Here is a 251-nt window from a genome sequence, read left to right as displayed (position 1 = left end):
ACCTCGTCCGGCGAGCTCGATGCCGTGAAGGGCGAAATCCAGAAGATGCGCCAACTCACGACCAAGCCGTTCGGCGTGAACGTCGCGCTCGCCTTCGTGCGCGATCCCGGTATCGTCAATTTTATCATCGACCAGGGCGTGAAGTTCGTCACCACGTCGGCGGGCGACCCGCAGAAGATCGTGAAGCCGCTCAAGGATGCCGGCCTCACCGTTTTCCATGTGGTGCCATCGCTGAAGGCGGCGCAGCGCGC

1 pseudogene is annotated in these 251 nt (G+C 62.9%); it reads left to right on the top strand.

The features are described from left to right. Positions 1-251: pseudogene (locus Q5L94_RS13985) on the top strand (nitronate monooxygenase); the annotation flags it as partial.

The sequence above is a fragment of the Idiomarina sp. Sol25 genome (assembly GCF_033052775.1).
In the GTDB taxonomy this organism is placed as follows: Bacteria; Pseudomonadota; Gammaproteobacteria; order Enterobacterales; family Alteromonadaceae; genus Idiomarina.
This window is presented reverse-complemented; position numbering and strand designations above follow the sequence as displayed.